This window comes from Nonomuraea sp. NPDC051941, assembly GCF_044593615.1.
Map to the genome: position 1 here is coordinate 1964 of NZ_JBIUCF010000124.1, position 1281 is coordinate 3244.

General features: G+C 56.4%; 1 rRNA gene (running past both ends of the window). It reads left to right on the forward strand.

Annotated features, from left to right (window positions below):
- Positions 1-1281: ribosomal RNA gene (locus ACIHFD_RS67605) — 23S ribosomal RNA — on the forward strand (it extends past both window edges: 156 nt to the left, 1277 nt to the right).

Below are 1281 nucleotides of genomic sequence, written 5' to 3' on the forward strand. Positions count from 1 at the left end.
GTGTGATGTGACTGCGTGCCTTTTGAAGAATGAGCCTGCGAGTTATGGTGTGTGGCGAGGTTAACCCGTGTGGGGGAGCCGTAGCGAAAGCGAGTCTGAATAGGGCGTTGAGTCGCATGCTGTAGACCCGAAGCGGAGTGATCTACGCATGGGCAGGTTGAAGCTCAGGTAAGACTGGGTGGAGGACCGAACCCACCAGGGTTGAAAACCTGGGGGATGATCTGTGTGTAGGGGTGAAAGGCCAATCAAACTCCGTGATAGCTGGTTCTCCCCGAAATGCATTTAGGTGCAGCGTCGCGTGTTTCTTGCCGGAGGTAGAGCACTGGATGGCTAATGGGCCCGACAAGGTTACTGACGTCAGCCAAACTCCGAATGCCGGTAAGTGAGAGCGTGGCAGTGAGACTGCGGGCGATAAGGTTCGTAGTCGAGAGGGAAACAGCCCAGATCACCGACTAAGGCCCCTAAGCGTGTGCTAAGTGGGAAAGGATGTGGAGTCGCAGAGACAACCAGGAGGTTGGCTTAGAAGCAGCCACCCTTGAAAGAGTGCGTAATAGCTCACTGGTCAAGTGATTCTGCGCCGACAATGTAGCGGGGCTCAAGTACACCGCCGAAGTCGTGGCACTGACAGCCAAGCGCTGTTGGTGGGTAGGGGAGCGTCGTGTATGCGGTGAAGCGGCAGAGTGATCTAGCCGTGGAGCGTACACGAGTGAGAATGCAGGCATGAGTAGCGAATCGAGGGTGAGAAACCCTCGCGCCGGATGACCAAGGGTTCCTGGGGCAGGCTAATCCGCCCAGGGTAAGTCGGGACCTAAGGCGAGGCCGACAGGCGTAGTCGATGGACAACGGGTTGATATTCCCGTACCCGCTTTAACGCGCCCATATCGAACCTCGTGATGCTAAGAGTCCTTAACTCGCCTAAAGCCTTCGGGCTTGGGGTCAGAGTGAACGCTCGATCCGATCGGGTAGTAGGTAAGCGATGGGGTGACGCAGGAAGGTAGTCCAGCCCAGGCGATGGTTGTCCTGGGGTAAGCATGTAGGGCGGAACGTAGGCAAATCCGCGTTCCTTAAGCCTGAGATGTGATGCCGAGCCGATTGTGGTGAAGTGGATGATCCTATGCTGCCGAGAAAAGCCTCTAGCGAGTGTTGTGGCGGCCCGTACCCTAAACCGACTCAGGTGGTCAGGTAGAGAATACTAAGGCGATCGGGTGAACTGTGGTTAAGGAACTCGGCAAATTGCCCCCGTAACTTCGGGAGAAGGGGGACCTCTGCTGGTGATGAGTT